The sequence below is a fragment of the Streptomyces sp. NBC_01525 genome (assembly GCF_045040405.1).
GTDB classification, from domain to species: Bacteria; Actinomycetota; Actinomycetes; order Streptomycetales; family Streptomycetaceae; genus Streptomyces; species Streptomyces benahoarensis.
In genome coordinates, this window is sequence record NZ_CP109397.1 from 4,773,492 (window position 1) to 4,799,078 (window position 25,587).

The 25,587-nt window shown below is 73.4% G+C and carries 19 protein-coding genes and 1 pseudogene; 9 read left to right on the forward strand and 11 right to left on the reverse strand.

Translation table 11 applies throughout. The features are described from left to right. The first annotated feature begins 165 nt into the window (after nt 1–165). Complete coding sequence (locus OG422_RS21510) at nt 166–1,128, forward strand: zinc-binding dehydrogenase (RefSeq protein WP_143942944.1); 963 nt, start codon at nt 166–168, stop codon at nt 1,126–1,128. Nucleotides 1,129–1,156: 28 nt separating this feature from the next. Continuing rightward, nucleotides 1,157–1,801, forward strand: coding sequence for a HutD family protein (locus tag OG422_RS21515; protein WP_405744483.1), 645 nt, complete (start codon nt 1,157–1,159; stop codon nt 1,799–1,801). Nucleotides 1,802–2,127: 326 nt separating this feature from the next. Here the strand turns inward: OG422_RS21515 and OG422_RS21520 are convergent. From OG422_RS21520 to OG422_RS21555, 8 genes and pseudogenes are all read right to left on the reverse strand, one after another. Beyond that, nucleotides 2,128–2,982, reverse strand: a pseudogene (locus tag OG422_RS21520) (SCO6745 family protein); the annotation flags it as partial. A 648-nt stretch (nt 2,983–3,630) separates the two neighbouring features. Further along, nucleotides 3,631–4,659, reverse strand: a complete 1,029-nt coding sequence (locus tag OG422_RS21525) for a PadR family transcriptional regulator (protein ID WP_405744486.1) — start codon at nt 4,657–4,659, stop codon at nt 3,631–3,633. Between the two features lie 2 nt (nt 4,660–4,661). Continuing rightward, nucleotides 4,662–5,540, reverse strand: coding sequence for a DUF4097 family beta strand repeat-containing protein (locus OG422_RS21530; protein ID WP_405744489.1), 879 nt, complete (start codon nt 5,538–5,540; stop codon nt 4,662–4,664). Between the two features lie 327 nt (nt 5,541–5,867). Next, the gene (locus OG422_RS21535) at nt 5,868–6,050 is read right to left on the reverse strand and encodes a DUF6104 family protein (protein WP_030280801.1); all 183 of its coding nucleotides are present in this window, start codon (nt 6,048–6,050) and stop codon (nt 5,868–5,870) included. 230 nt (nt 6,051–6,280) lie between these two features. Further along, a complete protein-coding gene (locus tag OG422_RS21540; RefSeq protein ID WP_405744493.1) occupies nt 6,281–10,054 on the reverse strand; it encodes a multifunctional oxoglutarate decarboxylase/oxoglutarate dehydrogenase thiamine pyrophosphate-binding subunit/dihydrolipoyllysine-residue succinyltransferase subunit in 3,774 nt (1,257 codons plus the stop codon). Nucleotides 10,055–10,313: 259 nt separating this feature from the next. Next, a complete protein-coding gene (locus tag OG422_RS21545) occupies nt 10,314–11,438 on the reverse strand; it encodes an ATP-binding protein (RefSeq protein WP_405744496.1) in 1,125 nt (374 codons plus the stop codon). Next, nucleotides 11,435–12,175 (reverse strand): response regulator transcription factor, encoded by a 741-nt coding sequence (locus OG422_RS21550; protein ID WP_030280798.1) that lies wholly within the window; start codon nt 12,173–12,175, stop codon nt 11,435–11,437. The genes OG422_RS21545 and OG422_RS21550 overlap by 4 nt, the downstream gene beginning before the upstream one ends. 144 nt (nt 12,176–12,319) lie before the next feature. Then, on the reverse strand, nt 12,320–13,066 hold the full coding sequence (locus OG422_RS21555; RefSeq protein ID WP_405744499.1) for a spermidine synthase: 747 nt from the start codon (nt 13,064–13,066) through the stop codon (nt 12,320–12,322). Nucleotides 13,067–13,260: 194 nt separating this feature from the next. Between OG422_RS21555 and OG422_RS21560 the strand changes: the two genes are divergently transcribed. After that, nucleotides 13,261–14,001, forward strand: a complete 741-nt coding sequence (locus tag OG422_RS21560; RefSeq protein WP_143943212.1) for a rhomboid-like protein — start codon at nt 13,261–13,263, stop codon at nt 13,999–14,001. A gap of 73 nt (nt 14,002–14,074) precedes the next feature. On the opposite strand, the gene OG422_RS21565 is transcribed toward OG422_RS21560, so the two are convergent. Beyond that, the gene (locus OG422_RS21565; protein WP_405744502.1) at nt 14,075–14,896 is read right to left on the reverse strand and encodes a GNAT family N-acetyltransferase; all 822 of its coding nucleotides are present in this window, start codon (nt 14,894–14,896) and stop codon (nt 14,075–14,077) included. Nucleotides 14,897–15,107: 211 nt separating this feature from the next. Between OG422_RS21565 and lon the strand changes: the two genes are divergently transcribed. Beyond that, nucleotides 15,108–17,579 carry an endopeptidase La gene (gene lon, locus OG422_RS21570; RefSeq protein WP_405744505.1) on the forward strand — a complete coding sequence of 824 codons (2,472 nt, stop codon included), beginning with the start codon at nt 15,108–15,110 and terminating at the stop codon, nt 17,577–17,579. 75 nt (nt 17,580–17,654) lie between these two features. Here lon and OG422_RS21575 read toward each other — a convergent pair whose 3' ends face one another. Further along, nucleotides 17,655–18,512, reverse strand: coding sequence for a lysozyme (locus OG422_RS21575; RefSeq protein ID WP_405744508.1), 858 nt, complete (start codon nt 18,510–18,512; stop codon nt 17,655–17,657). Between the two features lie 420 nt (nt 18,513–18,932). Here OG422_RS21575 and OG422_RS21580 point away from each other — a divergent pair, with 420 nt between their 5' ends. Next, nucleotides 18,933–19,427, forward strand: coding sequence for a MarR family winged helix-turn-helix transcriptional regulator (locus OG422_RS21580; RefSeq protein ID WP_143944026.1), 495 nt, complete (start codon nt 18,933–18,935; stop codon nt 19,425–19,427). 76 nt (nt 19,428–19,503) lie between these two features. On the opposite strand, the gene OG422_RS21585 is transcribed toward OG422_RS21580, so the two are convergent. Continuing rightward, nucleotides 19,504–20,349 carry a hypothetical protein gene (locus tag OG422_RS21585; protein ID WP_405747946.1) on the reverse strand — a complete coding sequence of 282 codons (846 nt, stop codon included), beginning with the start codon at nt 20,347–20,349 and terminating at the stop codon, nt 19,504–19,506. A gap of 614 nt (nt 20,350–20,963) precedes the next feature. Here OG422_RS21585 and OG422_RS21590 point away from each other — a divergent pair. Genes OG422_RS21590 through OG422_RS21605 form a run of 4 tightly spaced genes read left to right on the forward strand, consistent with a single transcriptional unit; the run spans nt 20,964 to nt 25,564 of the window. Then, nucleotides 20,964–24,020, forward strand: a complete 3,057-nt coding sequence (locus OG422_RS21590) for a nitrate- and nitrite sensing domain-containing protein (RefSeq protein WP_405744512.1) — start codon at nt 20,964–20,966, stop codon at nt 24,018–24,020. Beyond that, nucleotides 24,020–24,511, forward strand: coding sequence for a roadblock/LC7 domain-containing protein (locus OG422_RS21595; protein WP_143943677.1), 492 nt, complete (start codon nt 24,020–24,022; stop codon nt 24,509–24,511). Before OG422_RS21590 ends, OG422_RS21595 begins: the two co-directional genes overlap by 1 nt. Then, nucleotides 24,508–24,909, forward strand: coding sequence for a DUF742 domain-containing protein (locus tag OG422_RS21600; RefSeq protein ID WP_143943678.1), 402 nt, complete (start codon nt 24,508–24,510; stop codon nt 24,907–24,909). Before OG422_RS21595 ends, OG422_RS21600 begins: the two co-directional genes overlap by 4 nt. A 34-nt stretch (nt 24,910–24,943) precedes the next feature. After that, entirely contained in the window at nt 24,944–25,564 is a 621-nt protein-coding gene (locus tag OG422_RS21605; protein ID WP_143943681.1) for an ATP/GTP-binding protein, read from the forward strand. The last annotated feature ends 23 nt before the right edge of the window (nt 25,565–25,587 follow it).

Sequence of the window (25,587 nt, forward strand, 5' to 3'; positions counted from 1 at the left end):
GCGAGGGGCGTGGCCGGGCCCGGTGCCCGGCTCGTGGTGGCCGGGGCCCGGTCCTTCGTCCCGCCCGGTTCCGTGCCCCCGGCGCCGTACGCCGGTCCGTCCACGCGGCGCGCGTCACAGCTCCGCCCCGTACCGCGTCGGGCGTCCGCGGCCTAGGTTGGCCTCATGTTTGCTGCCTATGCCGCGCGCATCGACCGAGACCAGCCGCTCAGCGGCCTCGAACTGGGCGAACGCCCGGCCCCGGAGAGCCGCCCCGGCTGGACCACCGTGAACGTCAAGGCCGCCTCCCTCAACCACCACGACCTGTGGACGCTGCGCGGGGTCGGCATCACCGAGGACGCGCTGCCGATGATCCTCGGCTGCGACGCCGCCGGGACGGACGCCGACGGCAACGACGTCGTCCTGCACTCCGTCATCGGCCAGACCGGCCACGGCGTCGGCCCCGGCGAGACCCGTTCCCTCCTCACCGAGCGCTACCAGGGCACCTTCGCCGAGCAGGTCACCGTCCCCAGCTGGAACGTCCTGCCCAAGCCGAAGGAGCTGACCTACGAGGAGGCCGCCTGCCTGCCCACGGCCTGGCTCACCGCGTACCGCATGCTCTTCACCAACGCCGGGGTGCGGCCCGGCGACAGCGTTCTCGTCCAGGGCGCGGGCGGCGGCGTGGCGACCGCCGCGATCGTGCTGGGCGCCGCCGCCGGGCTGCGGGTCTTCGTCACCAGCCGCGACGAGGGCAAGCGGCGCCGCGCCGTTGAGCTGGGCGCCGAGGCGGCGTTCGGCAGCGGGGAGCGGCTGCCGCACCGGGTGGACGCGGTCATCGAGACGGTCGGCGCCGCCACCTGGTCGCACTCGGTCAGGTCACTGCGCCCCGGCGGCACCCTCGTCATCTCGGGCGCCACCAGCGGTTTCCACCCCGAGCGCACCGAACTCAACCGGATCTTCTTCCTGGAGCTGAAGGTCGTCGGCTCGACGATGGGCAGCAAGGAGGAGCTGGCGTCGCTGCTCAGCTTCTGCGCCGCCAAGGGCGTCCGCCCGGTCATCGACTCCACCCTGCCGCTGGACCGGGCGCGCGAGGGTTTCGCGAGGATGGCGGAGGGCGACCTGTTCGGCAAGGTCGTCCTGACGGTCTGAGCGGGGACGACGGAGAGCGAGGGGCGAAGTGGGCGACGGCATACGGGTGTTGCGGGCGGCGGAACGGGTCGCCGCGCCGTGGAGCAACGGCGGCGGGGTGACGCGCGAGATCGCCGCCCACCCCGACGGCGCGGGCTGGGACGCCTTCGACTGGCGGGTCAGCCTGGCCGACGTCACCCGCGACGGCCCGTACTCCCCGCTGCCCGGCATCCGCCGCGTCCTCACCGTCGTCGACGGCGCCGGACTGCACCTGACCGTCGACGGCACCACCCACCCACCGCTGCCCCGCCACACCCCCTTCGCCTTCCCGGGCGCCGCCGCCACCGACTGCCGCCTGGTGGACGGCCCGGTCGTCAACCTCAACGTCATGGTGCGGGAGGGACGGGCGGACGCGGAGGTCGCGGTCGTACGGGGCGGGTGCGATCTGCCGGGTGGGTCCGGGCCGAGGCTGGTGGTGGCGTTGCCGGGCGGTACGGCGGCCGAGCCCGGTGAGCCCGACGGTACGGCTGCGGTCCCGGCGGGGGCGGTGGTGGCCTCGGGCGGTGCGGTCGTGGCCGAACTCGGTTGTCACGACGCGGTGTTGTTGCCCGGCGGGGTGACTGCGGAGCTTCGTACGGGTGGGGTTGCCGCGGTGATCACGTTGGCGGGGGAGAGGGCGGACGGGGCGCGCTGACGGGCGGGCCGGTGCGGCGTCGGGCTCGGGACGGGCGGGGCGCCGCACCGGGCCCGGGCGCCGGACCGTGACGGCTACGGCGTGCTGCCGCGCGCCGCGAGGACGGCCACCACCGGGGCGGACGGGCCGGCCGGCCGGGCCGGCGGAGGCGGCGCCAAGGACGGCGGGGACGAAGGCGACGACGGGGGCAACGGGGAGAACCGCGGCGGCGAGATGAGCGACGCGGCCGCCGCGGCGCCCACCGCATCCACGGCGCCCACGGCACCCCGCACCGGCGGCAACTCCCCCCGGGAACACGGCGTTACGGGCGCCGCCCCCGCATCCGGCGGCCGGATGCCCGCCGCGAGGAGCGCATGGTTCAGCGGGCGCAGCAGCAGGTGCAGGCGTTCGGCGCCGGACCGGCCGAGCGCGCGCCAGGGACCGGCCGCCAACTGGTCCGTCAACCGCTCGATCGCCTCCCGCTCCCGCAGCCCCCACGCGGTGGCGCTGCCGTCCGGTGCGATCCAGCCGCGGGCCGCGAGCCGGTCGTGGGCGTCGCTCCACTCCTGGGCGCTCCAGCCGCGGGCGGCGGCGGACGCGGGGGCGGCCCAGCCGTGACGGTCCCGTCCGCCGCCCGCCGCCGCATGCGACACCAACGCCTCGCACGGGTCCAACCCCCAGGTCAGCAGGGTCGCGAGATGGCCGTCACCACGATGCTCACGGAGCACCGCCGCGGCCTGCCACAGCACCAGATGCGGCGGCCCGGGCCACGGCAGATCGCGGTTGGCGGCGGCGAGCGGACGCGCCACGGCGTGGGCGTTCTCGGCGGCGCGGCGGGCCAGTTGGGCGGCCTCGGCCACCTCGGGGCCGGACAGCCGGTCGCCCAGCAGCCGGGAGAGCGCGCGGTCGACGGCCCGCAGCCGTGCATCCAGCACCGCGCCCGGCCGGGCCGTCGCCCAGATCCGTGGTACGTACTGGGCCACCAGTCGCGGCGCGAAGGTGTAGAACGCCGCGGTCACCAGCTCCGGGCCCACGGCCCCCAGCGGAGCCGTGCGCCAGGCGAAGTAGCCGGGACGCCGCGACGTGGTGTCGTAACCGAGGCCCGCCGCGACCCGCTGGGCCTCGGGGGCGGAGTAGGCGGTGGCGTGCAGCGGTTCGAGCTGCTGCCACATTCGGCGGGCGACCGAAGGGTAGTCCGACATCGCTGTACCTCATGGCCTTCACGATGCGTGCGTGCAGAGAGGGAACGGCCGTTGGCGCGCGCCGCGAGGGCCAGGCCCTGTCGTCGGGGTCCACGCCTCGGGCGCGTCCGCGGACCGTGTGGTGCCGGTACGGGGCGGCGGATGCCGTACGGAACGAGGCGCCCCGCACGGACGTCGGGGCGCAGCCCACGCCGCGACCCGCTCCGCACACGGCCACCGACCGGACACCGGACCGGGAACCCCGCACCGGCCCCGGACGAAAAACCGTGCGACAGATGACGTTCCCCGATTACGCGCCGTGAATCCTGGCTGCGATGAATAACTCTCCGTGATGGCGGGTGAGGAGAGGTGGAGAGGGGTGGGGAGGGGCGTGAAGGGCCGGGAAGGGGCGCGCAGGGGCGACGCGGCAGCGAGGCGAGCGGGGAAGGGGCGGGACGGGAGAGGACGGGGAGCGAGCCGGACGCCCCGGCGGGGCGGGAGATGGCGGGGAGAGGCGGGAGGGAGACGGCGCGGAGGGGGCGGGGCGCCGCGGCGGGACGGTGCGCCCCTTCCGGGTCGAACTGTGCCGAACTCCCGCTCCCCAGCCGCTACTTCCCCCCGCCGGCCCCGGCCCCGGCCCCGGCCCTTGGCCCCTGGCGCCCCCTGCCCCTACTTCTCCGTTCCTCGCGCTTCCGGCTCCCGCAGCACAGCGCCGATTTCGGTGGCGGTCGCCGCGAGCCGTTGCCGGGCCCGGCGTACCTGCTCGGCGGTGATGCCGTGATCGCGGGCGGCGTCCCGGAGGTCGTCGCGGAAGCGGTCCAGCAGACGGTCGAAGTCGCGGGCCGGATCGGGGCCCGGCGGCTCATCCGCCCACTCCGGCGCGGACGGTTCCCCGGCCCCCGCCCGCCCGGTCGCCGTGTGGTCCGCGCCCGGCCGGCCCTCGGTGGCGGCTCCGCCGAGCCCTGTTCCTCCTGCGAAGCGGCCCACCTCACGGGAGACCTCCGACAGCGCCTCCCGGACCGCGCCCGCCCAGTCGCCGGACCGTACCCGCTCCTGTGCCTGCTCCTGGACCCGCCGGAGGGCCTGCTGCACCTCTTCCCGGGCGAACGCCTGGGCCTCGCGGGCCTGTTCGCGGGCGCGGCGCGCCTCCTGTTCGGCGCGGCGGCGCTCGTCCTTCGCCCGGCGGGCCTGCTCCTTCCACTCCTCCTTGGCCCGCCAGAACTCCTCCTTCGCCTGCCGCCACGCCTCCTTGTCGCCGGACGTGCCCTCGCCCTCCGGCCCCGCGCCGTCGCCGCCCTGGCGGCCCTGCGTCCGTGCCTGCTGGGCGGCCTCGCGGATCTCGCGGCGCAGGTCGCTTGCCGAACCGCTCACATCCGCCCGGATGTCGGAGGCCAGCGCGGCCACCGAGTCGCGTATCTCCAGCTCCAGCTCGGCCAGTTCTCCGCCGCGTCCGGCCAGCTCGGCACGGCCCGCCTCGGTGATCGAGTAGACCTTGCGACCGCCCTCGGTGGCGTGCGTGACCAGGCCCTCGGCCTCCAGCTTCGCCAGCCGCGGATAGACCGTACCGGCCGACGGCGCGTACAGGCCCTGGAAGCGCTCTTCCAGCAGGCGGATGACCTCGTAGCCGTGGCGCGGATTCTCGTCGAGGAGCTTGAGGAGATAGAGGCGCAGACGGCCGTGGGCGAAGACGGGAGGCATGGTCAGAGCACCTTCTTCTCTATGGACGGGGTGGCCGGGCCGTCGCCCGGGTGGCCGCCGTCCCCGGTCTCGAAGGCCGGTCGGCGCAGCAGCGCGAGGCCACCGGAGACGGTGGTGGCCTTCAGTCTGCCCGTCCCGGAGCCGAGCGTTCCGCTGATGTTCTTCGCACCCCACCGGCCACCGACCCGCAGCGTGTCGAAGGCGTTGGAGACCGTGCCGCTGGTGGTGCCCGCCTCTACCCGGGTGTCGGCGGGCTCCGGGAGCCGGATCGCCACCTCGCCGGAGACGCTGGTCAACTGGATGTCCGCGCCCCGGTCCGACGGATCGAGGTCGAGGACCATGTCACCGCTCACGGAGTCCGCCTGCACCGTGGCCGCGCCGCCGTCCAGCACCGTCAGATCCCCCGAGACGGAGTGGAACCGCAGACCGCCGGTGACGCCCTGCGCCTCGACCCGGCCCGAGACGGTCTCCGCGCGCACCTCGCCGGTCAGCCCGACGAGCGTGCTGTCGCCCGAGACGGTCCGCACCCGGGTGGGGCCCGCGATGCCCGTCACGACCGCTGTGGCACCGACCACGCCGACGTCGACACGGGTGGCGGCCGGGACGGTCACCGACACCACCGCGCCGTGCTCGCGCCACGCCTTGCGCTGGAGGAAGGTGAACAGCTCCTTCCAGGGCCCCTTCCACGGCGGGTTGTCGTAGCCGATGGAGAGGGTTCCGTCCTCAAGGGAGACGGTCAGCGGCTCGCCCGTGACCTCACCGATCTCCACCCGGGCCGGGCCCTCCTCGGCCGAGCCCACCACGTTGACCGCGCCGCCGCACACCCGGATCTCCAGGGCCCCCACGGGCTCGTCGATCTCCAGGGTGCGGGGCTCGGTCACGCGGAGGGGAGGGTGCGACCGTTCGTTCCCCGGCGTGCCGGATCCGGACGTGGGAGAACTCGACGTACCAAAACTCGACTCGCTGGACATACCGACCCCCGGTTGGATGGAAGCGCAACGCAACATATCGCGTCTTCGCCATACACGATATATCGCGCTCCGGTGAAGTCAAGAGAGAAGCCGCCAGGAGAGAAGCCGCCAGGAGAGAAGCCGCCAGGAGGGAAGCCGATGGACAAGGCAGCGGTTCACGCGGCAAAGGGCCGGCGGCCAAGGGATGCCCCTCGGCCGCCGGCCCTTTGTCGCGTCGCCCCTCGGGGCGCTCGTCCGCTACTCGTCGTCGTCCTCGTCGTCCAGCCGCGCCAGCCAGGTCGCCAGCCGCTCCACCGGCACCTCGAAGTCCGGGTTCAGATCGACGAACGTACGCAGCTGATCGGCCACCCAGCCGAGCGTGACCTCCTCCTCGCCGCGTCGGCTCTCCAGCTCTTCGATGCCGCGGTCAGTGAAATACACGAGCTCTCCACCAGGGGTCAGTAGGACGTTCCCGGCCAGGATAGGCAGGCCGGACAGAGCGCCGCGCAGCCACCCGCCACCGGGACGGGCGGCGACGCCGCGCAGCGCGCCCCGGGACGGGCGCAACGCCGTGCCCGCCCGCCGCCCCCGGAAGCGCGGGCGGGCACGGCGAAGGGCCCGCCCCCTCGTGGGGACGGGCCCTCCGGTGTCCGGGTCACCGGGGCGGGCGACTACGCGTCGAACGCCTCGGCCATCAGCTGGGCCTGCTCCGCCTGGTGACGCTTGGCGGAACCGACCGCGGGCGACGAGGAGTGCGGCCGCGAGATGCGGCGCAGACGCTCACCGTGCGGGATGTCCGCACCGACCGCCAGATCCAGGTGGTCGATGAGGTTGAGCGCGATGAACGGCCACGCACCCTGGTTGGCCGGCTCCTCCTGCACCCACAGGAACTTCCCGGCGTTCGGGTACTTGGCGATCTCGGCCTGGATCTCCTTGCCCGGCAGCGGGTACAGCCGCTCCAGGCGGATGATCGCGACGTCGTCGGCACCGCGCTTGTCCCGCTCGGCGGCCAGGTCGTAGTAGACCTTGCCGGAGCAGAGCAGCACCTTGCGGACGTTCTTCGGGTCCGCCTTCGCGTCGCCGATCACCGGACGGAAACCGCCGGTGGTGAACTCCTCCGCCTTCGACGCCGCGGCCTTCAGACGCAGCATCGACTTCGGGGTGAAGACGACCAGCGGCTTGTGGTGCGGGTTGTGGACCTGCCAGCGCAGCAGGTGGAAGTAGTTCGACGGCAGCGTCGGCATGGCGACCGTCATGTTGTTCTGCGCGCACAGCTGGAGGAAGCGCTCGATCCGGGCCGAGGAGTGGTCCGGGCCCTGGCCCTCGTAGCCGTGCGGCAGCAGCAGCGTGACGCCGGAGGTCTGGCCCCACTTCTGCTCGGCGGCGGTGATGTACTCGTCGACGACGGTCTGCGCGCCGTTGACGAAGTCACCGAACTGCGCCTCCCACATGACCAGCGCCTCGGGGCGGGCCAGGGAGTAGCCGTACTCGAAGCCCATGACCGCGTACTCCGAGAGCAGCGAGTCGTAGACGTTGTAGCGCGCCTGGTCGTCCGAGAGGTACAGCAGCGGGGTGTAGTCCTCGCCGGTCTCCCGGTCGATCAGCACCGCGTGGCGCTGGCCGAAGGTGCCGCGGCGGCTGTCCTGGCCCGACAGGCGGACCGGGGTGCCCTCCAGCAGCAGGGAGCCGATGGCGAGGGTCTCGCCCATACCCCAGTCGATCGTGCCGTCCTCGATCATCGACATACGGCGCTGCAGCTGCGGCAGCAGACGCGGGTGGACGGTGACCCGGTCGGGGATGTTGACCTGCGACTCGGCGATGCGCTTGACGACCTCGTGGGAGATCGCGGTCCTGACCGCCACCGGGAACTCCGCCTGCGGGTCCGGCACCTCGGCCGCACCCGGGGCCGAGACGGCCTCGCGGACCTCGGCGAAGACCTTCTCCAGCTGGCCCTGGAAGTCCTGGAGCGCCTGCTCCGCCTCCTCCAGGGTGATGTCGCCCCGGCCGATCAGCGACTCGGTGTACAGCTTGCGCACCGAACGCTTCTTGTCGATCAGGTCGTACATCAGCGGCTGCGTGAACGCCGGGTTGTCGGTCTCGTTGTGACCGCGGCGGCGGTAGCAGATGAGGTCGATGACGACGTCCTTGTTGAACGCCTGCCGGAACTCGAACGCCAGGCGGCCCGCGCGGACGACGGCCTCGGGGTCGTCGCCGTTCACGTGGAAGATCGGCGCCTCGATCATGCGGGCCACGTCGGTCGCATACATCGACGAACGCGACGACTCCGGGGCGGCGGTGAAGCCGACCTGGTTGTTGATGACGATGTGGACCGTGCCGCCCGTGCGGTAGCCGCGCAGCTGCGACATGTTGAGCGTCTCGGCGACCACGCCCTGACCGGCGAAGGCGGCGTCACCGTGGAGGGTGACCGGCAGGACCGTGAAGTCCGTGCCGCCCTTGTTGATGATGTCCTGCTTGGCGCGGCTGATGCCCTCGATGACCGGGTCGACCGTCTCCAGGTGGGACGGGTTCGCCGCGAGGGTGACCTTGATCTGCTCGCCGTCCAGGCCGGTGAAGGTGCCCTCCTGGCCCAGGTGGTACTTCACGTCGCCGGAGCCGTGCATCGACTTCGGGTCGAGGTTGCCCTCGAACTCCCGGAAGAGCTGCGCGTAGGACTTGCCGACGATGTTGGCGAGGACGTTGAGGCGGCCGCGGTGGGCCATGCCGATGACGACCTCGTCCAGCCGCGACTCGGCGGCCGAGTCGATGACCGCGTCCAGCAGCGGGATGACGGACTCGCCGCCCTCCAGCGAGAAGCGCTTCTGGCCGACGTACTTGGTCTGCAGGAACGTCTCGAACGCCTCGGCGGAGTTCAGACGGCGCAGGATGCGCAGCTGCTCCTCGCGCTCGGGCGAGTTGTGCGGCCGCTCGAGACGGTCCTGGATCCACTTGCGCTGCTTGGGGTCCTGGATGTGCATGTACTCGATGCCGGTGGTGCGGCAGTACGAGTCGCGGAGCACGCCGAGGATGTCGCGCAGCTTCATCATCGACTTGCCGGAGAAGCCGCCGACCGCGAACTCGCGCTCCAGGTCCCACAGGGTGAGGCCGTGCTCGATGATGTCGAGGTCGGGGTGCTTGCGCTGGTGGTACTCCAGCGGGTCGGTGTCGGCCATGACGTGGCCGCGGACCCGGTAGGAGTGGATCAGGTCGAAGACCCGGGCGGCCTTGGTGACGTCGTCGTCGTGGGAGACGTCGATGTCCCGCAGCCAGCGGACCGGCTCGTAGGGGATCCGCAGCGACTTGAAGATGTCGTCGAAGAAGTCGTTCTCGCCGAGCAGCAGCTGGCTCATGATGCGCAGGAACTCGCCGGAGGCGGCGCCCTGGATCACGCGGTGGTCGTACGTGCTGGTCAGCGTCATGACCTTGGCAACGCCCAGCTTGTTCAGGGTGTCCTGCGAGGTGCCCTGGAACTCCGCCGGGTAGTCCATCGCGCCGACGCCGATGATGAGGCCCTGGCCGGGCATCAGACGCGGCACGGAGTGGACGGTGCCGATGCCGCCCGGGTTCGTCAGCGACGCGGTGACTCCGGTGAAGTCGTCCATCGTCAGCTTGTTGTTGCGGGCGCGGCGGACGATGTCCTCGTACGCCTGCCAGAACTCGAAGAAGGTGAGCGTCTCGGCCTTCTTGATGGCGGCGACGACGAGCTGACGGTCACCGTTCGGCTTCACCAGGTCGATGGCGAGGCCGAGGTTGACGTGCTCGGGCTTGACCAGCGTCGGCTTGCCGTCCTTCTCCTGGAAGGAGTAGTTCATCGACGGCATGGCCTTGAGGGCCTGCACCATCGCGTACCCGATGAGGTGGGTGAAGGAGACCTTCCCGCCCCGGGCGCGCTTGAGGTGGTTGTTGATGACGATGCGGTTGTCGAACAGCAGCTTCACCGGGACCGCGCGGACGGACGTGGCCGTCGGCAGATCCAGGGAGGCGTTCATGTTCTTCGCGACGGCGGCCGACGGGCCGCGCAGCGTCACCAGCTCGGGACCGGCCGGGGTCTCGTCCGCGCCGTCCTTCTTGGCGACGGGCTTCGCGGCGGCGGCCGGCTTTGCGGCGGGCGCGGCCTTCACGGGCTCCGGGGCCGCCTTGACGGGGGCCGGGGCGCTCGCGGCGGGCTGCGCCGGAGCGGCGGGCTTCGCGGGCGCCACGGGCTTCTCCTGGGTGGGCGGTACGGGGGCGGGGCCCTCGGCCGGCTGGCCCGGGGCGGCAGTGGCGCCGGGCTTGTAGTCGGCGAAGAAGTCCCACCAGGCCCGGTCTACCGAGTTCGGGTCCTGGAGGTACTGCTGGTAGATCTCGTCAACGAGCCACTCATTCGCACCGAAGGCGGCGGCAGGGGACTTCCCCTGCCGGTCCTGGTCGGTCGAAATGTTCGAGCTGTTGGGGGACTGTGGCGACACGGCGGCAACCGCCCTCTTCCGCTTCCTAAGGTGGTGGACAGCGGAAATAAAGGCTACGCCTCTTGTGACCTTTGGTGCAGTCCGGGAGGGGTACAGGTAGCGCACGTCACATTCGCCGACGGGTTTCGAGGCATGACTTGGCGGGAAACACTCGGAGTTTGCCCGTGCGCGGGTACGACTCGCCACGGGTGCACCCCCCTGATCGGGGCGGTGCACCGCCGTTCGTGTGCTTCCGGCACCGACCCTACGCCACGGGCCGTCAGCTCCGGCCGGACTCCGTCCCCGGAAGAGTGACCCGGATTCGGCATCCGCGATCGGATTCGGCCACGCCGACGCGTCCGCCGTGCAGATCCACCGCCCAGCGCGCGATGGCCAGGCCCAGCCCCGTACCGCCGTCGGACCCCGGACCGGACGGCGCGGGCCCGCCGCGGTTGAAGCGTTCGAAGACGCGGTAGCGCTCCGCCTCCGGGATGCCCGGGCCCTCGTCCTGCACGTCCAGCTCCAGGCTCTGCGGCCCCTCGCCGCGCCGGGCGTGCACGGTGACCCGGCCATGGCGCGGACTGTGCTTGATCGCGTTGTCGATGAGGTTGGCGACGACCTGGTGCAGCCGCTCGGCGTCCGCGTACGCGGTCAGTTCCGGGGGTGAGACGTCCAGGTGGAGATGGACGTCCGTACGGGTGTGGGTGCCGGACCCGGCCGTTCCGGCGAGGGTGGAGGCGCCGCGGCTCATGTTGGCCTCCTTCAGCACCCCGGACAGGTACGGCCACACCTCGAAGCGGCGGCAGTGCAGCGGCACGACGCCGTTGTCCAGACGGGAGAGGTCCAGCAGATGCTCGACGAGACGGCCCAGCCGCTCGGTCTGCTGCAGCGCCGTCCGCATGGTCTCCGGGTCCGGCTCGGAGACGCCGTCGACGACGTTCTCCAGCACTGCGCGCAGCGCCGCGATGGGGGTGCGCAGCTCGTGCGAGACGTTGGCGACCAGCTCCTTGCGGTGGGTGTCCACCGCCTCCAGGTCGGCCGCCATGCGGTTGAAGGCGCTGGCCAGGTCGCCGAACTCGTCGCGCCGCTCCGCGCGCACCCGGCGGGTGTAGTCGCCGTGGGCCATCGACCGCGTCACGTCCGTCATCTCGTCGAGCGGCGCCGTCAGGCTGTTCGCCACGAACTGCGTGATCAGCAGCGACGCGATGATCGAGAAGACGGTGATCACCCGCAGCTCGGTCGCCGAGTGGATGGCGACGAAGACCAGCAGCGTGGTGATGATCACCGAGACGACGACCAGCGCGCCGAGCGCCGCCTTCACCGAACGGTAGGGATCGAGCGGCCGCAGCCCCTCCCACAGGCGCCCGGCCAGGGCACGGCCGCGCGCCCGCCACCCACGCGTCATGCGGGCGGGGTCTCCAGGGCGTAGCCGACGCCGTGGACCGTACGGATGCGCTCGGCGCCGATCTTGCGGCGCAGCGCCTTGATGTGGCTGTCGACCGTGCGTGTCCCGGACGCGTCGGCCCAGTCCCACACCTCCGCCAGCAGCTGCTCACGGGAGAGCACCGCGCGGGGCGTGTTGGCCAGGCAGACCAGCAGGTCGAACTCGGTCGGCGTCAGATGGACGTCGGCGCCGCGCACCCGGACCCGGCGCTGCGCGTGATCGATCTCCAGCTCGCCCAGGCGCAGGATGCCGCTGCGCGGGGTGTGCGCGGCGAGCGCCGCCCGCTCGACGCGGCGCAGCAGGACGTGCACCCGCGCGGCCAGCTCCCGCATGGAGAACGGCTTGGTCATGTAGTCGTCCGCGCCGACTCCCAGCCCGACCAGCATGTCGGTCTCGTCGTCCCGCGCGGTCAGCATCATCACCGGCACCGGGCGCTGCGCCTGCACCCGGCGGCAGACCTCCAGGCCGTCGAAGCCCGGCAGCATCACATCGAGGACCAGCAGGTCGGGCTGCCACGCCTCGGCGGTGTCGACGGCCGCCGGGCCGTCCGTCGCCGTCTGCACCTGGAAGCCCTCGGCGCGCAGCCGGGTCGCGATGGCGTCCACGATCGTCGGGTCGTCCTCGACGACCAGCACCCGGCGCTGGGCGCCCGGCGTGGCCGCGGCGGTGCCGCCCTGGCTGGTCTGAGTCTGGTCCATCGCCCGCCCCTGCATGTCCCCGTGTGCCTGGTCGCGTAGTGAGTGGACGTGCGGCAGCGGCGCGCGGCGGCCCGTCGCGGGGCGCGGGCCGCCGCGCCGCGTCACATCCAGGGGAGCAGCGTAAGCGCACGGTGTGACTGTCGGCTACGCGCCCTTGTGCGCGAGGTGAACGACGTCGGGGACACCTCGGGCGACAGGTACCTCTTCCGTGCGAACGCGCTGGAAACCGGCATTCCGGAGGGCCTGGTCGAAGGCGGGCGACGGCTGGGCCGACCAGACGGCCAGCACCCCACCCGCCGTCAGCGCCGCCCGGCAGGCCGCGAGCCCGGCGGGGGAGTAGAGCCCGTCATTGCCGTCGGTGACGGTCCAGTCCGGCCCGTTGTCGATGTCCAGACACAGTGCGTCGTACGAGCCAGGGGCCGCGTCGTCGCGCAGATGGGCCACCAGATCGGCGTGCACGATCGCGGTGCGGGGGTCGGCGAGCGCCCGGCCGGTCAGCCCGGACAGCGGGCCGGTGCGGTGCCAGTCGATCACCGCGGCCTCCCGCTCGACCACCGCGATCCGCCCCCAGCGCTCCTCCTCCACCGCTCTGACCAGCGAAAACCCCACGCCGAGGCCGCCGATCAGCACGGCCGGACGCTCCCGCTCCGGCGGCAGACCGGCCAGCGCCGCATCGATCAGCAGCCGCTCGGAGCGGCCGTCGGAGGTGTCCATCAGGAAGCAGCCGTTGGCGATGATCTCGTGGACCGGCGCGCCACCGGAGCCGTCCGCGCCGCCGCGCCGGCGCAGCACCACCTCGCCGTACGGACCCTCGCGGCGGTCCAGTGTGACCGGGCCCTCCGCAGGACCGGCCGAGGTCGGGACATTCGGGTCGGGGGGAACGGGAGTCATACGGGCCATCCTGGCCAACCGCGCGGACGCCGGTCCAACCGATGGTTCGGGCAACGCGGCGGGCCCGCCCCGGGTTGTGTGCCGTGACGTAGCTCACGTGGAGCGGGCGGTCGCGTGGTGAACGGGCGGGCGTCGCCGGGCGTTGAGCAGGGCGGGCGTACGGAGGGCCGGAACCGACGGGGAGGGGCGGCGCGGTGAGCGGAGCGGGGCGGTCGGGCCGGTGGCCGTGGCGGTTGCTGCCCGGGCCCCGGGCGACGCCGTTCACCTTCTGGTACGCGTTGCTGCTGGTGGGGACCTCGCTCTTCGCGGCGTACGCGGACCCGGTGCGGGTGGCCGAGCTGCTGCGGGGCTCCAGCACCGACGCGGCGCATCTGGCGGCGACGCCGCTGCGGGTGCTGGTGGCGAGCGCGCTGTGGATCGACGGCGGGCTGCTCTCCGGGTTCGCGTTCGCCTTCGTCGTGGTGCTGGCCACGCTGGAGCGGCGGGTCGGCGCCGTGCGCACCGTCGCGGTCTTCCTCGGCGGCCATGTGCTGGCCACCCTCGCCACGGAGCTGCCGGTGGGCGCCGCCGTCGCCACCGGGGCGCTGCCGCCCGGCGCGGCGCACCGCCTCGACTACGGCATCAGCTACGGCGTGATGACCTGCGCCGGAGCGCTGGCCGGGCTGCTGCCGGGGCGGCTGCGGTGGCCGCTGCTCGGCGGCGCCGCCTGCTACGCCGCGGCGGACCTGCTGACCTTCGCCGACCCGCTCAGCTCCTGCGGCCACCTCCTCTCCCTCGCCCTCGGTGCGGCCGCCTGGCCGCTGCTGCGCCGGGGGCGGTCCGGCCCGCGTCCGGTGCGGCTCCACGGGGATCTGGGGCATCCGGCGCTGCGGCGGGCGGCGGGGCGTGCGGTGCCGGGGTGTGCGGTGCCGGTGGCGGGGGTGCGGCGGCGCTGAGCTGGCTGTCGGGCGGGCGGCGGGCGGTGGCGGCCCGGCCGCCGCGCCCCGCGTCCGCCCCGGGTCGCCCCGGTCACGGCCCGCCCGCGCCCGGTTCGCTGCCCTCACCCGCCCCCGGCGTCCACACGTAAGGCGTCGTCGTGGTCACCGCATGGAAGCCGAGGCGGCGCAGGATCGGGGCGCTGGCGCCGGAGGCGTCGACCTGGAGGAGGTCCGCGCCGTGGGCCACGGCGAGTGTGGCGCGGGCGGCGACCAGCGCGCGGTAGACGCCGTGGCCGCGCCAGGCGGGCAGCGTCGAGCCGCCCCACAGGCTCGCGAAACCGGTGCCGGGCCGCAGCACCAGCCAGCCCGCCGAGACCACCTCGCCCCCGGCCTCCGCCACCAGGACGGCGATACGGTCGGGGGCGGCGGCCACCCGGGCGGTCAGATCGTGGGCCAGCCAGCCGTGGTCGTCGCCCCAGACCGCCGTCTCCATGGCCGCGATGCGCCGCATATCGGCGTCGTCGGTGACCCGGCGCAGTGTGACGCCCTCGGCGAGTACGGGCTCCCCGGCCATCTCCCGGGCGCGGCCGATGAGCACCGTCTCCCGCTCCTCGGGCACGAACCCGGCGGCCCGCAGCCGCTCGGGGAGCTCTTCCGGCAGGTCGTGGTCGCGGGTCTTCCACTCCACGGCCTCGCCCCGGGCGGCGAACACCGCGCACTGCCGGGCGATCAGCGCGTCCAGTGCGGCGCCGCGTACGCCCAGGTCCGGCGGGCCGCTGACGAAGCCGCGGAACTGCCCGGTCAGCCGCGTCAGCGGCCCGTCCCGCTCCGCGGTGACGCCCCGGGGCAGGTCCGGCGGGACGTCCCGCATCCGCTCGTCGTAGGCCGCGAGCAAGCCGTCGATGTCCGTCACGGTTCGACGGTACGAGGGAGGGCAAGCGGTTTTCCGCGGCGGCGGGCGTGTCGTGGTGCCCGGTGGGCGCGGTGGCGGGGGGACCGGACACGGGGGCGTCGCGCCGGACGGCGATCCGCTGATCGCTCACGGCGAACACGGACCGGGGAACATCTCCCCGCTCCCCGGCATTGAGTGGGAACAGCTCAACTTGCCTGCCGAAGGGGAGATCATGGCTTCGTCGTCCCACACGCTCACTCTGCCGGTGCTGCCCCTCGATGACGAGGTGGTCCTGCCCGGGATGGTCGTGCCGCTGGACCTGTCGGACGCGGACGTACGGGCCGCTGTGGAGGCCGCGCAGTCCGCCGCTGTCCAGGGCAACAAACCGGAGGTGCTGCTTGTGCCCCGGGTCGACGGCACCTACGCCGCGATCGGCACGCTCGGTCGGATCGAGCAGGTCGGCCGGTTGTCCGACGGTGACCCGGGCGCGCTGATCCGCGGGCTGCGCCGGGTACGCATCGGCTCCGGGACCACCGGCCCGGGCGCCGCACTCTGGGTGGCGGGCAGCACCGTCGAGGAGACGGTGCCGGGCACCGCCGACGGCGAGGGCGGCCGCACCCTTCCCGGCGCCGTGACCGAGCTGGTCACCGAGTACAAGGCGCTGGCCACCAGCTGGCTGCGCAGGCGCGGCGCCTGGCAGGTCGTCGACCGCGTCCAGCAGATCGAGGACGTCTCCGCCCTCGCCGACAACGCCGGGTACTCGCCGTTCCTCACCACCGAGCAGAAGGTCCGGCTGCTGGAGACCACCGACCCGGTCGCCCGGCTGAAGTTCGCCACCGAGACGCTCCGCGACCATCTGGCCGAGCAGGACGTCGCCGAGTCCATCGCCAAGGACGTCCAGGAGGGCGTCGACAAGCAGCAGCGCGAATTCCTGCTGCGGCGGCAGCTGGAGGCGGTCCGCAAGGAGCTGTCCGAGCTGAACGGCGACGCCGACGACGAGAGCGGCGACCACCGCGCCCGCGTCGAGGCCGCCGCGCTCCCCGAGGACGTCCGCAAGGCCGCCCTCAAGGAGGTCGACAAGCTGGAGCGCGCCGGTGACCAGAGCCCCGAGGGCCCCTGGATCCGCAACTGGCTCGACACCATCCTCGAACTGCCGTGGAACGAACGGACCGAGGACGCCTACGACATCACCGGGGCGCGCGCCGTGCTCGACGCCGACCACGCCGGTCTGGAGGACGTCAAGGAGCGGATCACCGAGTACCTGGCGGTCCGCAAGCGGCGCGCCGAACGGGCCGACGCCGCCGATGCCGAGGCCACCACCGGCGGCGGGCGCCGCGCCGGGGGCGCCGTGCTGGCGCTGGTCGGGCCGCCCGGTGTCGGCAAGACCTCGCTCGGCGAGTCCGTCGCCCGGGCCATGGGCCGCTCCTTCGTCCGGGTGGCGCTCGGCGGCGTACGCGACGAGGCGGAGATCCGCGGCCACCGGCGGACGTACGTCGGCGCGCTGCCCGGCCGCATCGTCCGGGCGATCAAGGAAGCCGGTTCGATGAACCCGGTGGTGCTGCTCGACGAGATCGACAAGGTCGGCTCCGACTACCGCGGCGACCCCGCGGCCGCCCTCCTGGAGGTCCTGGACCCGGCGCAGAACCACACCTTCCGCGACCACTACCTGGAGGTCGAACTCGACCTCAGCGACGTGGTGTTCCTCGCCACCGCCAACGTCCTCGAAGCCATCCCCGGGCCGCTGCTGGACCGGATGGAGCTGGTGCGGCTGGACGGCTACACCGAGGACGAGAAGATCGTCATCGCCCGCGACCATCTGCTCCCGCGCCAGCTGGAGCTGGCCGGACTCGCGCCCGGCGAGGTCACCCTTACCGACGACGCGCTGCGCAGCCTGGCCGGGGAGTACACCCGCGAGGCGGGCGTACGGAACCTGGAGCGCGCGGTGGCCCGGCTGCTGCGCAAGGTGGCCGCCCGGCACGAACTGGGCGAGCGGGAGCTGCCGTTCACCGTCGGCACCGAGGAGCTGCGCCCGCTGATTGGACGGCCGCACCACACCCCGGAGGCGGCGCAGGATCCGGCCGTGCGGCGGACCGCCGTGCCCGGGGTGGTCACCGGACTCGCGGTCACCGGCGCCGGTGGCGATGTGCTGTACGTCGAGGCGTCGCTCGCCGACCCGGAGACCGGTGCCTCGGGGCTGACGCTCACCGGCCAGCTCGGCGACGTGATGAAGGAATCGGCGCACATCGCGCTGTCGTTCCTGCGCTCGCGCGGCGCGGAGCTGGAACTTCCGGTCGGCGACCTCAAGGAGCGCGGCGTCCATCTGCACGTACCGGCCGGAGCCGTCCCGAAGGACGGGCCGAGCGCGGGCGTGACGATGACGACCGCGCTGGCCTCGCTGCTCTCCGGCCGTCAGGTGCGGCCGGATGTGGCGATGACCGGTGAGGTGTCGCTGACCGGGCGGGTGCTGCCGGTCGGCGGGATCAAGCAGAAGCTGCTCGCCGCGCACCGTGCGGGCATCACCACGGTGATCATCCCGCAGCGCAACGAACCGGATCTGGACGAGGTCCCCGAGGAGATCCTCCAGACCCTCGACGTGCGGCCGGTCACCGATGTGCGCACGGTGCTGGAGCTGGCGCTGACCGACGCGGCGACGCCGGTCCGCGACCCGGCCGCACCGGACGGGGCGGTGCCCGCCGCGGCGTGACGGACGCGGCGGGCCATCGCACCGGGGCCCCTTCCGCACAGCGCGGGAGGGGCCCGTTTTTCACGGTTGCGGCCGTCAGCCGTTGGCGAGGGCCTGGAGCCGGTCGTACGCGCCGTTGAAGGAGTTGTGGTCCCCGACGTCCGGGCCGGTCGAGGTGTACTGCCAGATGGTGTGGAAGCCCCACCCGCCCGGGAGTTCACCGACCGAGGAGCCGTAGCGCGGCACCCACAGCGGGTTGACGCCGCCGAAGCCGGTGTTGTTGCCGGTGCACTGCTTCCACCAGCTGGTGGAGGTGTAGATGACCGCGTCCCGGCCGGTGCGCGACTTGTAGGTCGCGAACCAGTCCTTCATCCAGTTGACGAGCCCGGTGGCGGTCATGCCGTAGCAGGTGTCGCCGTACGGGTTGTACTCCATGTCCAGCGCGCCCGGCAGGGTCTTGCCGTCCTTGGACCAGCCGCCGCCGTGGTCGACGAAGTAGTTGGCCTGGGCGGCGCCGCTGGAGGTGTTCGGCGTGGCGAAGTGGTACGCGCCGCGGATCATGCCGATGTTGTATGAGCCGTTGTACTGCTGCGCGAAGGAGGGGTTGGTGTACGTCGTCGACTCCGTCGCCTTGACGTACGCGAACTTCACGCCGCTGTTCCACAGCGCCGACCAGTCGACGTTGCCCTGGTGACCGCTGACGTCGACACCCTCGACCCCGGCGAGCAGCCCGGTCGCCGGGCGGACCGAGCCGGTGCCCTCGTGTGCGGCGATCTGCGATCCGGCCCAGTCCTGGGCGGGGTGGGACGGTTCGGGCGCGTCCTTGGCGGGGGTCGCGGCGGCCGTCGCGACGCCGGGCAGGCCCAGCAGCAGCGCGAAGAGCGCGAGCAGGGCGCTGGCCACGGTGGCCAGGGAGCGGGTGCGGTGCGGGGAGCCCGATCTGTGCACGAGCATGCGTGCCTCCGGATTTCGTTGAGGTGACCTGAGGGGGGATGACGGAGCCGCGGCGGACCGCGGCCCCGGTGTCACGCGCCGCCGGGGTACGGCGGCGACCGCCGCGGGGCGCGGCGGAGTGCGGTGCGTGGTGCGTGGTGCCGGAATTGCGGGTGCCGACGTGCAGGTGCGGAGATGCGGTGTGCGTGGTGCGCGCGGGCGCCCGTCGGTGCGGACGCCGTACGCGGACCGGGACGGCCGGGCACCCGACGGACTTGGTGTGGCCATGCCAGAAATGACGGTACGCGCGTAGACCTCGGCGATAAAAGAGGGACACGGGGCTGCCGTTGGTCTAATCCTGCGAAATACTGGCGGAGCTGCGGCTTCGGCGGCGGCGAGCGGAAACTTTTCACGAACGGAAACGCCGGAAAGGGTGCTGACGTGCACAACACCGGAGCCGATGGAGCGGCGGACCACGGCGACGCGGCGGGTGTGGACCACGTATTCCTCGCCCTGGAACGCGAGTTGGCGGTGTTCCTGCGCCGGGCCCGCGCCTCCTCGGGCGAGCTGGCCCGCGAGGTCCACCCCGACATGGAGCCCGCCGCGTACGGCCTGCTGGTGCGCCTCTCCGACGCCGGGGCGCAGCGCGCCACCGACCTGGCCGGGTACTTCGGCGTCGGCAAGGCGACGATGAGCCGTCAACTGCACGCCCTCGAAGGGCTCGGCCTGGTCACCCGCGAGCCCGACCCCGCCGACGGCCGCGCCGTCCTGGTCCGCCTCACCGACGAGGGCCACGACCGCTACGGCCGGGCCCGCCTCGCCCGCCGCGCCCGCTACGCCCGCCGCCTCGCCGCCTGGGACCGCGCCGAGGTCGCCGAACTGAGCCGCCTGCTGCACCGCCTCAACGCCGAACGGGAGGGGGAGGACGGGGCGTAGGGCATGCCCGTGGAGCCGTCCTGCGGCCGGGCGGGGCGCCGCACCAGCCGGCCCGCCGCCGCACGATGCCCCGCCCTCACGGCTCCACGTACACCACCGCCGCGTCGTCCCGCGCCTTGCCCCGCGGGTACGCGGCGCCCTCCGGGTCCGCCGCCTCCGCCGCGCGGACCGCGTCGATCAGCGCCTGCGGGCCGTCGCGGGCCACCAGCGCCGCGCACTCCTGCCAGGAACCCTCGCGGAACACCTCGACCCAGCGCCCGGCGCCGTCGCTGAGCGCCGTCAGCGCCCGTACATCGGCGTGCGGTGTGTATCCGGTGACCGCGCGGGCGGCGACCGACGGATCGGCCGCCGCCGTGAAGAACCCGCCCTCGGCGTTCCGCAGCGCCTCGACGGAACGTACGTACCGGCGGGCGGCCGCCGTGCGCGCGGCCGAGCCGCGTGGCAGCGCCCGCAGCGCCTCGCGTTCGGCGCGGACCGCCGGGGTCAGCTCGTCGAGCCGGGTGTCGCGCACCGGTGTCACGGAACCGTCCGCGCGCGTCAACAGCAGGGCCGAGTCGGAGAGTACGAGGTGTTCGACGCTCTCCTCGGACCACCGCACGGCGACCACCGTGGCCTGCGGGGTGCGGGGGTGAGAAAGGTCACACGCCGACCGGTGAATGGCGGCCGTACGGGAGATGGCTGCCGCGAGCACCTCAGGGAGCGTCATGTCCCGGTGCGAAACCGACAGTTCGAGCATCGCGCCCCCGAGCCGCGCGGTGAACCACGGCACCGGATGCATGCACCCGTAGTCGCCCTCGGGTGGGGTCACGCCGTCCAGCAGCACCAGGGTTCCGCCCTGGCCGGACGCGGGCAGAGCGACGGAAGCGTAGTCCTCGTTTGGGTGTTGGGGATCGCCCGGTGCGACGGCGAGTTCGATGCGCATGCCGGGCAGTCTGCCGGAGCGGCGGCGGGCGGCGGCGGTGGCGGCGCCGCGCGGGCGGGTGGACGGCGGACCGGCGTCCGGTGCGCGCGGCGGGGCGGCCCGTGCGGGGGCGCGCGCGGTGCGGGCGGGCATCTTTGCAGGAGCCGACCGGTTCTCCAAACGCACCACAGGGTTGCGCCGGGTTGCACCGAGAATCGGCCACGCGTGGAAGTTGATGGTCAACTTCCGATTGATGTTCACTCATTCGCGTGGCCGGGCAAGTGTTGCCGAGCCACTGCGCGGAGCCGGTGGAAAGGTCGCTTCCCGAACCATGGGGGGCGGGCCGGGACATACGTCGCGCCGCGCAAGACCGGGCTGTTTCCCTTCGCGGAAGTGTGCACTGCTGCGGTTTCGCGCAGGTTTGCCCCGCGAGCGGAAACCGAGCCGGACCCGCGCGCCACACGGCGTGGGCAGGCGAGACAGGAATGCGAGCAGCGGTGCGGAAGAAGCGGCTTCGGGGCAGCGCAGGGAAGCCGGGAACGCCGGCCCGACCGGTCCCGGTACCGGATACGGGCACAGGCCCCGGCAGGGACGCGACGACCGGTGGTGACCCCGCGGGCAGGCGCCCCGCGCGGGTGCGCAACCGTCTGATGGGCGCGGTGGCGGTGGTCGCGGTCGCCGTCGTGGGTGCCGGTGCCCCCGGCATCAGCGCCGCGGTGGACGACACCCACACGAGTCAGCGCCTTGTCGATCTCGCCCAACTCGACGCACGGGCGATAGCGCTGTCCCACTCCCTGGCGGACGAGCGCGACACCATGACGTCGTACGTCGCCACCGGGCGCGGCGGGAGCACCGCCGCCGGTTACGAGGCGCTGCGCGCCCGCGTCGACCGGCAGCTGCGCGATCTGCGCGCCGCCTCCCAGGGCGCGTCCGGCGAGACCGCGGTCTACGCCGCCGCCGAGAAGCAGCTCTCCGGGCTGCCGCAGATCCGTCAGGAGGCCCTGGCCGGACCGGCGACCGCGCAGTCCACCTACGAGGCGTACACCCGTACCCTCCAGGCGCTCGGCGCGATCGCCGACGACATCGCCCGCTCCCTGCCCGGACGCGCGGACGGCGCCGACGCCGACACCCGTGCGCTGCCCGCGCTGGGCCGCGCCGTCGAACAGGCCGCCGGGACCCGCGCGCTGCTGCTCGCGGCGCTGCGGGCGGGCGGCGAGCAGCCCCAGCTGTCCGCCGCAGCGCAACTCGCCCACCTGCGCGAACAGGGTTCCCTCGCGGACTTCACGCAGGTTGCCGGGGAGCGCACCCAGGACCGCTACGACGCCACGGTCAACGGCGCGGACGTCACCACCGCCGAGCGGTACCTCACCCGCCTCACCGACCAGCCGCGCATGGACGCCGCCGACATGGCGCTCAGCCGCTCGCGGGTCCAGGCCACCCTCACCGCCCGGATCGACCTGATGCGCGGCGTCGAATCGGCCCTGGCCACCCAGGAGATCCAGCGCCTCTCCGACCTGCGCGACGACGACGTCACCGCGCTGGAGGTACGGATCGCCCTGGTCGGCGTCTGCCTGCTGCTCGCGCTCGGCGTCTCGATCTCCGCCGCCCGCTCCATGACCCGCCCGCTGGCCGCGCTGCGGCTCGGCGCCAAGCGGGTCGCCGCGGACCCGGCGCACGAGGAGCCCATCGCCTTCAAGGGCCGCAACGACGAGTTCGCCGCCGCCGTCCGCTCGGTCAACGCGCTGCACGCGCAGGTCGCCGCCGTGGCCCGGCGCACCGCCGAGCTGGAGGGCGAGCGCGGCCGGCTGATCACCGCCCGGCAGCGGCTGGCCGACGAGCGCGAGGTGCTCGACGGCGAGCGCGACGCGCTGCGGGCCGAGGTCGGGGAGCTGACCGAGCGGCTGGCGACGCTGCGTACCGGCGTGCACGGCCGGTACGTCAACCTCGCGCTGCGCACCGTCGGCCTGGTCGAGCGTCAGCTCCATGTCATCGAGTCGATGGAGGAGCAGGAGCAGGACCCCGAGGCCCTGGAAACCCTCTTCAAGCTCGACCACTTCGCCGCGCAGATGCGCCGCAACAGCGAGAACCTGCTGGTCCTGGCCGGTACCGAGCACGGCACCGGTCACCCGGGCCCGGTGCCGCTGCTGGACGTGCTGCGCGCCTCGGTCAGCGAGATCGAGCGCTACGACCGGGTGATCATCCAGTCGCTGCCGCCGCATGCGCAGATCGCCGGGTTCGCCGCCGACGACCTCAGCCACCTGGTCGCCGAACTCCTGGAGAACGCCACCGCGTTCTCCCCGCCGGAGGCCCATGTCGAGCTGTCCGGCTGGCTGCTGGAGACCGGTGAGCTGATGCTCTCGGTGCAGGACGAGGGCATCGGCATGACCGCCGAACGCCTCGCCGAGCTGAACGAGCGGCTCGCCGACGCGGAGGCCGCGTCCACCTCCGAGTCCATCGACGAGGCCCTGGGCCTGGGCCTGTACGTCGTGGTGCGGCTCGCCGCCCGGCACGGCGTCCGGGTGCAGCTGCGGGCCCAGCAGCAGGGCGGCGTCACCGCCGTCGTGGTGCTGCCCGGTTCGATCCTGCCGACCCGCCCGGGTCCGGTGAACACCCGCGCGGGCACGCCGGTGTCCGCCGGCCCGACCCTGCCCGGTTCGGTCGCCGAGGCGAACTCCAACGCGCTCCAGACGCGGGTGCCGCGCACCGACCAGACGGCCCTCCCGAAGCGCGGGGCGGGCCCCGCGCAGCCCGCCGTGGCCCCGGCCCCGCAAGCCGATCCGCTGGTCGCCGCAGCCGAGCGCGCCATCGACGCGGCCGGACTCCCGGACCGCGGCGTGCCCACGGACCGGAACCCGGCGGCGCAGGCCCCCACCGGGCCGCAGATGCCGAGGGACCCGCAGGTGCGGGCCCCGCAGGCTCCGGCTCAGGCCCCGCGGACGCAGATAGCTCCGCAGGCGCAGGCTCCGGGCACGGCCCGGGCCCCGCAGGTTCAGGCCCCGCAGGCGCCGGGCCCGCAGGCGCCCGTCGCCCCCGTCGTCCCGGACGCGGCCTCCGGCCGTCCCGCACCGGCCGGTCCCGTCGCCCCGTACGTCGAGGCGCCCGCCGCCCCGCAGGTGCAGGCACCGCAGGCCCCGGCCGCCCCGCAGGCACCCGTCGGCGGCAGCCCGTACGGGCCGATGTCGTCCGGCCCTTACGGCGAGCCCGGCACCGGCAGTCACCGCCGTCCGGCGGAGCCCGCGGCACCGGCCGACCCGTACGCCATCGGGCCCGACCAGCACACCCGGCCCGCTCCGGCCGCGGAGCCCGCGCAGGCGGCCGCGCCGCACGCCGAGGCGACCGCACCGGGCGCCGGGGAGCAGTCCGCGGTGCCCGAGCAGCGCCGTACGGACCTGGGCCTGCCCAAGCGGACGCCCAAGATCGTGGCGCCGAAGGAGAACGCCGCCGCGCCGCGCAAGACCGGCAAGGCCAATGCGGAGGCGCTGCGCCGACGGCTCGGCGGCTTCCAGCAGGGGGCGCGCTCCGGACGCCGCGAGGTCGAGGCGGAGTTCGGGGGCCGTCCGGAGGGCCCGGGTGGCGCGGCGCAGCCCGCCGCGCCGCAGGACCGGGCCGCGCAGCAGACCAGCTCACAGATGGACACCGGCGGTGCGGGGGCCCCGGGGATGAGCCACGTTGTCGAGGAGGCACGCGATTGATGGCCCAAGCGCCCATTGCCCACGGAGCAGGCGGCCGGAGCACCCAGGCCCGGAACCTGCACTGGCTGCTGACCAATCTTGTCGACGAGGTCCCAGGGATTCTCTCCGTCGCCGTCGTCTCCTCCGACGGTCTGCTGCTGCTCTCCTCCGACCCCGGACAGGGCGAGGCGGCGGTGCATGCGGAAGGCGGGGGGCCCCGCGGCTCCAGCGCCGACCTGGCCACCATCGTCTCCGGACTGGGCAGCCTCACCTCCGGCGCCGCCAAGCTGATGTCCGGCGGGCTGGTCAAGCAGACCATGGTCACCATGGACGAGGGCAGTCTTTTCGTCATGTCGATCAGCGACGGTTCGCTGCTCGGCGTGCACGCCACCCCGGACTGCGACATGAGCATCATCGCCTACCACATGGCGCTCTTCGTCGGCCGTGCCGGACATGTCCTCACCCCCGAACTCCGCAGCGAGCTGCGTAAGTCGATGGAGAGCGCCCAGTGAGCACCACACCCCAACTTCCCGTGCGCGGCGGGGACCGCAAACCCGCGCGCGTACGACCGTATTCGTTGACCGGCGGCCGGACCCGCTTCGGTCACGTCCTGCTCGTCGAGACGTTCGTCGCGGCGCTCGACGCCCCCAGTGAGCGGCCCGAGCTGACGTCCGGTGGCTGGGGCGACCGGGTCATGCCGGAGATGCGCGCCATCGTGGAGCTGTGCCGCCGGATGCGTTCGGTGGCGGAGATCTCCGCACTGCTCAATATGCCGCTCGGCGTGGTCCGGGTGCTGCTGAGTGACCTCGCCGACCAGGGAAAGATCCGCGTCTACGGCACCGGTCACGGCACCGGCCGGCCCGACCGCGCGCTGCTGGAAAGGGTGCTGAGTGGACTTCACAGGCTCTGACACGATAACGGCCGGTGCGGCGGGCGCCGACGGCGTGGACCTGTTCGCCGGCGGTGCACGGTCCGCCGCCGATGCGGGCCTGCAGAGCTGGCAGACCGACCGTTCGCGCGCCCCGATCGCGACGAAGATCGTGGTCGCCGGTGGCTTCGGCGTCGGCAAGACCACGTTCGTCGGCTCGGTCTCGGAGATCACCCCGCTGCAGACCGAGGCGGTGATGACGCAGGCCAGCGCGGAGACGGACGATCTGACCGCCACGCCGGAGAAGAAGACCACCACGGTCGCGATGGACTTCGGCCGCATCACGCTCGACCAGGACCTGGTGCTCTACCTGTTCGGCACGCCCGGACAGCAGCGCTTCTGGTTCATGTGGGACGACCTGGTGCGCGGGGCGATCGGCGCGATCGTGATGGCGGACACCCGGCGGCTGGAGGACTGCTTCCCGGCGCTCGACTACTTCGAGAGCTGCCAGCTGCCCTACGTCGTCGCCGTCAACCACTTCGAGGGGACGTCGATGTACGCGGTGGAGGACGTGCGGGACGCGCTGACCGTGCCGCCCCACGTACCCATCGTGATCATGGACGCGCGGAACCGGCCCACCGTCGTCCAATCGCTGCTGGCACTGGTCGGTCACGCGTTGGCCGAAACGCCCGAATAGGCTGCCGCCCGCACCGATCCACC

Coding starts and splice junctions, on each gene's coding strand:
- OG422_RS21510 (WP_143942944.1), top strand. CDS start 166: ATGTTTGCTGCCTATGCCGCGCGCATCGACCGAGACCAGCCGCTCAGC.
- OG422_RS21525 (WP_405744486.1), bottom strand. CDS start 4,659: ATGCCTCCCGTCTTCGCCCACGGCCGTCTGCGCCTCTATCTCCTCAAG.
- OG422_RS21545 (WP_405744496.1), bottom strand. CDS start 11,438: ATGACGCGTGGGTGGCGGGCGCGCGGCCGTGCCCTGGCCGGGCGCCTG.
- OG422_RS21550 (WP_030280798.1), bottom strand. CDS start 12,175: ATGGACCAGACTCAGACCAGCCAGGGCGGCACCGCCGCGGCCACGCCG.
- OG422_RS21555 (WP_405744499.1), bottom strand. CDS start 13,066: ATGACTCCCGTTCCCCCCGACCCGAATGTCCCGACCTCGGCCGGTCCT.
- lon (WP_405744505.1), top strand. CDS start 15,108: ATGGCTTCGTCGTCCCACACGCTCACTCTGCCGGTGCTGCCCCTCGAT.
- OG422_RS21575 (WP_405744508.1), bottom strand. CDS start 18,512: ATGCTCGTGCACAGATCGGGCTCCCCGCACCGCACCCGCTCCCTGGCC.
- OG422_RS21585 (WP_405747946.1), bottom strand. CDS start 20,349: ATGCGCATCGAACTCGCCGTCGCACCGGGCGATCCCCAACACCCAAAC.
- OG422_RS21595 (WP_143943677.1), top strand. CDS start 24,020: ATGGCCCAAGCGCCCATTGCCCACGGAGCAGGCGGCCGGAGCACCCAG.